This is a genomic window from Streptomyces sp. NPDC051364 (assembly GCF_040682115.1).
GTDB lineage: Bacteria > Actinomycetota > Actinomycetes > Streptomycetales > Streptomycetaceae > Streptomyces.
In genome coordinates this window covers 22,971-30,036 of the sequence record NZ_JBFBAH010000050.1, presented here as the reverse complement: position 1 = coordinate 30,036, position 7,066 = coordinate 22,971, and the positions used below count along the sequence as shown (strand labels likewise).

The window sequence follows — 7,066 nt, the reverse complement described above, 5'->3', positions numbered from 1 at the left end:
GCCTCGGGGGCCTGGACCGCCCCCCCGCGCCCCGCAACCCGCCCCGCCGGCCCGCCCCGCCGGCAACCCGCCCCGCCGGGGGGTGAGCGGGGGGGGGGCGGGGGCCCCGCCCCCGGCACCCCCGCTACAGCGGCGGCGGCTCCGGGCGGTCGCGGTCCTGCGGGCCCCGGCCCGACAGGACCTCCCCGTACGCCTGCATCAGGTCGGGCAGCCGCAGCGTCGACAGGTCGTCCCGGGAGGGCTCGCCCGGGAACCCCGCCAGCCGCAGATCCCGGTACGCGCAGCTCTTCTCGTACAGGGTGCGCAGGAACCGGCCGTTGCCCAGCTCGTCGATCCAGCCCTGCTCCACCACGTGCCCGCTGATGCTGCGCAGCTCTTCGAGGGCCTCCTCGTCCCAGCGGTCCCCGTTCGCGTCCGCCAGCACCCCGCCGATCGAGGTCAGTTCCAGCGGCCGGTAGCTGGGGAAGTCCACCCGGGTGGTGAACCGCGAGGACAGCCCCGGATTGGCGGCCAGCAGCCGGTCCATCCCCGCCGGATAGCCGGCCAGGATCACCACCAGATGGTCCCGGTTGTCCTCGGCCCGCTTCAACAGCACCTGCAGCGCCTCGTCCCCGTACGCGTCGCCCTTGCTGTAGCCGGTGTTGGAGAGGCTGTACGCCTCGTCCACGAACAGCACCCCGCCGATCGCGGAATCGATCAGCTCATTGGCCTTCACAGCCGTCTGCCCGAGGAACTCTCCCACCAGATCGGCCCGTTGGGCCTCCACCAGATGGTCCCCGCCCAGCAGCCCCAGCGCGTAGAAGACCCGGCCCAGGATCCGCGCCACGGTCGTCTTGCCCGTGCCCGAGGGCCCGGAGAACACGAAGTGCCGCTTCGGGGGCTGCACCGGCAGGCCCTGCCCGGCCCGCAGCCGGGCCATGTGCAGCTGCGCCGAGAGCGCCTTCACCTGCCGCTTCACCGGCTCCAGGCCCACCATCCGCTCCAGCTCCGCGAGCGCCTGGGCGAGCAGCGCCGGATCGGCCGGCCCGGCCGGCAGCCCCCCGGGCGCGGTCTGCGGCGGAACCGCCACCTTGCGGCGTGCGCCCTCCGCCCGGCCGGTGCCCGTACCCGGAGCCCCGGACCGCGGATCCGGCTCCGGCGCGATCAGCGGGTCCGGCTCCACCTGCGCGTCCGCCGCGATGTCCTGGACGGGGCCGCCGCCGAGGGCCACCGCCGCGAAATCCCCGCCGACCGGCGAGAGATCGTGCCCGGCGTACCCCTCGTAGCCGGACGCGGCGTACCCGGCGTATCCGTCGGCCCCGTCGACGTAGTCGCTGTCCTCGATCGCCGTCAGCCGGGCCGCCGTGTCCATGAACGCCGGGTCCACCCGGTGGACCGCCCGGTACAGCGGCAGCGCCGCCGCGCTGCGCCCGGTCCCCTCGTGCGCCCGCGCCAGCCAGTACCGCAGCTCCTTGCGCTGCGGCTGCTCGCTGCGGCAGCGCATCAGCGCCGCCGACAGCATCGGCTCGGCCTGGCCGTACATCTCGAGGCGGACCCGGGCCATCCCGCCGAACAGGCCCGCCTCGATCCCCAGCAGCGGATCGTCCACCAGAGGCTCGGTGTGCCGCACCAGCTGCTCCCAGTCCTTGACCAGGTAGGACCGGCAGGCGTGCAGGAACCGCACCTGCGCATCGGTGTCCACCGGCGGCAGCGCGGCCAGCGCCTGGTCCAGTTCGGGGACGTGCCGGCCGTCCAGCCAGTGCGAGGCGTGGGCCAGCAGGAGGTCGCGCCGGCTCTCCAGGACCGGCTGTACCCACCAGCCCAGCCAGTACCAGGAGTTCAGCGTCCGCCGGTGGCGGGCCCGCTGTTCGCCGAAGCGGTCGCGGTGGGCGTACATGCGCAATAAGGCGTTCGTGGTGTCCACCCGGAGCGCGTGCAGGCCCAGCCATGCGTCGGCCATCGAGGGATCCAGTCGTACGGCCGCCCGGAACTCCTCCTCGGCCTGCGGATAGGCGCCCATCGTGCAGGCGTCCACCCCGCGCAGCCAGGCGAGTTCGGCCGGGGCGTGCGTGCCCGGCGTGCCGAAATCCATCACATCCCCCACAAGCCTGCCCCCGTGGTGCACAGCAACCCCCGCGTCGCGCCCGCGAGTTGTCCACTGCGCCGATGAAATCAGGGATGCATCGTACCTGCGGCTACGCACCATACGTAGGGTGCGGCGGGCACCGGTCGGCCGGGCTCCGGGGGCGCGCAAGGTGACTCAGGGTGAAGGTTTCGGGGAGGCCGGGCCCCTGCGGCGCCGGCTCCGAGCCGGGCGGGGGCGGAACGAAGCCCCCGATCACGGGGGAACGATCGGGGGCTTCGCGTCCACTGCGGCCTGGAAAGGCCGCGCATTCAGAACGTAAGGCCGGTGCGGGGCCCAGGTCAAGCAAGTCGGTCCAGGCCCGCGCAAGCGGTTTTCCGGAGCGGCTCAGGCCCGGGGGAGTCCGTCACCTTCGGTGACGGAAGCGGCCCTTCCGGCGGTCGCATCCGTCCCGGAAGTCCACTCGTATCCCGTACCTCTCTGGCGTACCAAAGTGTCGGCGAAGGGGCGCGAAGGATCATCCGAGAAGTGCGCGAGCTCCGCGCGCTCCCATCCGTCCCAGAAGTCGGAAAGTTCACGCCCGTCCCGATTTCGCCCGCGCCCCCAGGACTGTGCGCGAGGTGTCTCCATCCACAGCAGCCGCGCCAGATGCGGGCGCAGCGCCCGCCGCCCGGCGCCGACCCCCTCGATCAGCAGCACCGGCACCGGCTCCAGCACCTGCTCCGGACCGAACCGGCGCTCCACCCAGTCGTACGGGGCCCAGTGGGCCGCCCGCCCGGCGGCCAGCGGTTCCAGCACCTGCGCGCGCAGCCGCTCCGGCCAGCCGAACAGCTCCTCGTGGGTGGCCACGTCGTCCAGGTGCAGCACCGGAACCCCGCCCAGTGCCTCGGCGAGCCGCCCGGCGAACGTGCTCTTCCCGGACCCGGCGTGCCCGTCGATCCCGATCAGCCGGACCGGGCCGAGGGAGGGCGGCAGGGCGGCGAGTTCGCGCGCGAGTGACTGAAGTGACTGCTGAGGCTCCACCCGGCCAGCGTATGGCCCCGGGGAGCGGGCAACCCCCGCCGGGCCCCGGCAGCCCCCCGGCCCGGGCCCCCGGCCCGGCGCCCCCCGTCACCCCCGACACGGGGCACGGCTTCGCCGCCGGGTGGGCGGGAACTGGAAGGGTGGAGGAGCCGATCCACCGCACCGACCCCTGGGGGCCACGCCGATGACCGCACCCACACCACGCAGGGCCCTGCTGGCCCTCGCCCTCGCCGCGGCCACCGCAGCCGCCGTCCCCGGCGGCAGGGCTTCGGCGGCCGGAGCGCACGGAGACGGAGGCCCGCAGGCCGGGACGGGAGCCGCCGACGGCGCGCCGGCCGAAGCGGCGCCTGCCGAAGCCGCCGCCGACGGGACGGTCGACAACCTGTTCTGGTACGCGTACGTGCACTGGCTGGCCGGCACGCACCAGGGCACCGCCGCCCTCGCCGGCGACCGCCCCGGCCTGGTGATCGAGGCCCCGGCCGGCCGCACCGAGTACACCGACCCGCACACCGGGAAGAAGAGCACCTGGGAGTACGCCGCCTGGACCTCCCCCGTGCACCGCTCCGCCGTGCCCGGCACCGAGACCATCGCGTCCTGGAACGCCCACACCCCGGCCGGTACCTGGATCCAGGTCGAACTGCGCGCCACCTACGGCACCGGCGCCACCACCCCCTGGTACGTACTGGGCCGCTGGGCCTCCGGCGACGGCGACATCCGGCGCACCTCCGTGGACGGCCAGACCGACGGCACCTCCACCGTGTGGACCGACACCCTGGCCGTCGACGCCCCCGCGCGGGCGAACGGCGTACGGATCACGGACTGGCAGCTGCGCCTGACCCTCCACCGCAAGCCGGGCACCGCCCAGGGCCCGACGGTGTGGCTGGCCGGGGCCATGGTCTCCGACGTCCCGGACCGGTTCACCGTCCCCGCCTCCGCCCCCTCGGGCACGGCCCACGAGCTGAAGGTCCCGCGCTACTCGCAGGAGACCCATACCGGCCAGTACCCCCAGTACGACAACGGCGGTGAGGCCTGGTGCAGCCCCACCTCCTCCCAGATGGTCGTCGAGTACTGGGGCCGCAAGCCCGCGGCCGAGGACCTGGCCTGGGTCGATTCCCGCTACGCCGACCCGCAGGTCTGCCACGCGGCCCGCTTCACCTACGACAGCGCCTACAAGGGGTGCGGCAACTGGCCCTTCAACGCCGCGTACGCCGCCACCTACAGCGGGCTCGCCGGGGTCGTCACCCGGCTGCGCTCCCTCGCGGACCTGGAGGCCCTGGTCCGCTCGGGCATCCCGGCGATCACCTCGCAGTCCTTCCGCACCGAGGAGCTCACGGGCGCGGGCTACGGCACCGCCGGCCACCTGATGACCGTCATCGGCTTCACCGCGGCCGGGGACGTGGTCGCCAACGACCCGAACTCCCGCGACAACACGGCCGTCCGGCGGGTCTACAAGCGGCGCGAGTGGGAGAACGTGTGGCTGCGGACCAAGCGCCACAACGCCGCCGGCAAGACCGTCACCGGCTCCGGAGGCATCTGCTACCTGTACGCCCCGGCCCGCCCGAGCCTCGCCCAGATCGCGGCCCTGCGGGCGGTGGGAGTGCTGTGATCCGAGTGTCGGAACTTCCCGTTGACCCGGGGCGCAGATAAGCGCAACATAAGGTCGTAAAGGGCACATAAAGTCTTCTACAGGAGGCGGCCCGCCATGACCACCCACAGCATCGAACACCACCCCGACCTCGCCGAGATGCGCTCGAGGTTCGAGCGGGTCACCAGCACCCCCGCCGCGCAGGCCGTGGAGGCGCTGGCCCTCGTCACAGGCCTCTACCTGGCGGCCTCGCCGTGGATCGCCGGGTTCAGCGGCCTCAGCTCGCTGGCGATCAACAACCTGATCGCCGGCCTGGCGTACTGCCTGTGCATGAGCGGACTCGGCTCCGCTTATGAACGCACCCACGCGATGGCGTGGACGGCAGTCGGCATCGGAGCCTGGACGATCGTGGCTCCGTGGGTCATCGCCGGCGATGTCAGCACGACCCGCAGCGTGGTCAGCAACGTGATCACCGGCGGCGTCGCCCTGTGCCTCGCCCTTGCCATGGCGGGCATGGCGGGCCGCAACCGCGCCGCCTCCGGCTGACCTCCGTACGCGCCGGGCCCCGACCGCAAGCCGGCCGGGGCCCGGTGGCGTGCCGGGACGTGATGCGCGCCACGAATGGCGGGCGTCTCTACCGCGAAAGCCGCAAACGCTGTCACATTGGACGGCATGACCGCATACAGCTCCGCCCTCGCCTCCCGCGCCCGGAACCTCGTCCGCACCGGCGGCCCCAAGGATCACTCCAAGTGGCTGGAGCACGTGCTCGGCTGGACGCTGGTGGTCGTCGTCGCCATGTTCGTCACCCAGGTCGGCTGGCTCTGACCCGAGGCTCCCTGGTGACCCGAGGCCCTCTGGTCACGAGGCGTCCGGCCGCAGCCCGTCGGTGACGATCACGTCCGAGGTGAGCAGCGCCTGCTCCGCACCGACCAGGGCCATCTGAACTTCCTGGCGTGGAACCGCGGCCTTCAGGCCGGGGAGGAAGTACCTTCTTGGACCGGAGCCGTGTAGCGGCGTAGCTCAATGCGCCTCTGTTCCGGCGAAGCGGCCATCTGCCCCCTGTGCGCTCGCTAGCCTGTGCGGTGTGAGCCCTCCAGATGTTCCTTCAAGGCGGCCACTGGCTTTGACCGGTGGGGGAACCGATTCCTTGGAACGGAGCCGCGAAGGGCTGAGCCCACTGTGCTGTCAGTGTCGGCCGGTGTCGTGATCGCATCAGCCGTGAGCGGGGAAATGCGAGGGGAGGGGCCGGGCGTGATACGTGCGTAGGTGTGACGCACTTCCTGACCATCGGCGACGGCATGCACGTCGCCAACCCGTGCTTCCTTACGGCCTTGTGTACGAATGGGGTCCGGGCGTGTTGGCCTGGCGGGTTGTCTGATTGGTGCTCACCTCTCGGTGGCGCGGTCGGAGACCAAGGCGGCGACGGCCGCGTAGGTCTCGTCGAAGTACTCGCGGCGTCCGAGGTAGCGCTGGAGGGTTCGCCACTGCTTGTGTTCAGCATTGGCGTGCTCGACGCAGATGCGCTCCGAGGACTGCTGATGGCGGGCCGCGTCCCAGGCGGCGATGCCTTCGGGCGGGGCGCCTTTCTTCGGTTTGAGCGGCGGGGCTTGGCTCTGGTCGGGGAACTGCTTGGCAAGTCCCCGGTAGCCCGCGTCGACCTTGGCTCTGACCTGGGGGTACTGTTCGAACAGGTCGCAGATTCCCTCGGTCTTCACGGCTGTCTGGTCGTGCGTACGGCCGGGCCGGAAGGCCCCGGCCCACAGGGTGCGGCCCTGTCCGTCAGTGACGACGGTGGCCTTCTTGGTGTTCTGCCGCATCTTGCCCGAGACGAAGGCGCGACGGCCTGGCTTGTTCGCCCGGTGTCGTCGAACCCGGACCTCCGTGCCGTCCAACCGCAGCTCGACATCCTCAGCCGCCGCATAGGCGAAGACGTCCGCGAGAGTGCGAAGCCGCAGGTCACCCTGCCCGGGAACAGCAAAGCCACGAGCGGCCAGAAGGGGACGGACCTCGTGGACAGCCCGGGTGATCGTGGAGCGGTCCACTCCGTAGAGCAGGGCCAGAGCTCCGTGCGGGAGCTGGAACCTCAGGACGACCAGCGTGGCGATGACCCGGTCGGTGAACACCAGCTGGTGATTCGGTCCCGCACCGGCCGCACGCAACCGGCTGCGGCCTCGACGCTCGTGCAGTCGGCCCTCCTCTGCGGCCATCCACGCCTCGGCCAACTCCGCGATCACCGAACCGAGTCGACGGCGCTGGAGGCCGGTGAAGAGATGATGAGACAAGGCCGTGCGGCCAAGGTGTTGCGTCACAACAACACCCAACCCGCACGGCCCTGTTCATGTCATGGCAGAAGCGTGATCGTTACAGCGCGCCACGTTGCTGTGTTCTGGCATCGG

At 72.1% G+C, this 7,066-nt stretch carries 6 protein-coding genes; 3 read left to right on the top strand and 3 right to left on the bottom strand.

All coding sequences use genetic code 11. The features are described 5' to 3' along the window. Positions 1 to 124 precede the first annotated feature (124 nt). Together AB0M76_RS41300 and AB0M76_RS41295 are read right to left on the bottom strand one after the other, a co-directional pair. Entirely contained in the window at positions 125 to 2,071 is a 1,947-nt protein-coding gene (locus tag AB0M76_RS41300) for an AAA family ATPase (RefSeq protein WP_365957918.1), read from the bottom strand. Between the two features lie 378 nt (positions 2,072 to 2,449). Next, complete coding sequence (locus tag AB0M76_RS41295) at positions 2,450 to 3,085, bottom strand: hypothetical protein (RefSeq protein WP_365957917.1); 636 nt, start codon at positions 3,083 to 3,085, stop codon at positions 2,450 to 2,452. Between the two features lie 184 nt (positions 3,086 to 3,269). Between AB0M76_RS41295 and AB0M76_RS41290 the strand changes: the two genes are divergently transcribed. From AB0M76_RS41290 to AB0M76_RS41280, 3 genes are all read left to right on the top strand, one after another. Continuing rightward, a complete protein-coding gene (locus tag AB0M76_RS41290) occupies positions 3,270 to 4,691 on the top strand; it encodes a C39 family peptidase (RefSeq protein ID WP_365957915.1) in 1,422 nt (473 codons plus the stop codon). A gap of 96 nt (positions 4,692 to 4,787) precedes the next feature. Further along, entirely contained in the window at positions 4,788 to 5,216 is a 429-nt protein-coding gene (locus AB0M76_RS41285) for an SPW repeat protein (RefSeq protein WP_365957914.1), read from the top strand. A gap of 126 nt (positions 5,217 to 5,342) precedes the next feature. After that, complete coding sequence (locus AB0M76_RS41280; protein ID WP_266631235.1) at positions 5,343 to 5,495, top strand: SCO1431 family membrane protein; 153 nt, start codon at positions 5,343 to 5,345, stop codon at positions 5,493 to 5,495. A gap of 560 nt (positions 5,496 to 6,055) precedes the next feature. Here the strand turns inward: AB0M76_RS41280 and AB0M76_RS41275 are convergent. Next, positions 6,056 to 6,979 (bottom strand): transposase family protein, encoded by a 924-nt coding sequence (locus tag AB0M76_RS41275; RefSeq protein ID WP_365957912.1) that lies wholly within the window; start codon positions 6,977 to 6,979, stop codon positions 6,056 to 6,058. Between the last annotated feature and the right edge of the window lie 87 nt (positions 6,980 to 7,066).

Coding starts and splice junctions, on each gene's coding strand:
- AB0M76_RS41300 (WP_365957918.1), bottom strand. CDS start 2,071: ATGGATTTCGGCACGCCGGGCACGCACGCCCCGGCCGAACTCGCCTGG.
- AB0M76_RS41280 (WP_266631235.1), top strand. CDS start 5,343: ATGACCGCATACAGCTCCGCCCTCGCCTCCCGCGCCCGGAACCTCGTC.
- AB0M76_RS41285 (WP_365957914.1), top strand. CDS start 4,788: ATGACCACCCACAGCATCGAACACCACCCCGACCTCGCCGAGATGCGC.
- AB0M76_RS41290 (WP_365957915.1), top strand. CDS start 3,270: ATGACCGCACCCACACCACGCAGGGCCCTGCTGGCCCTCGCCCTCGCC.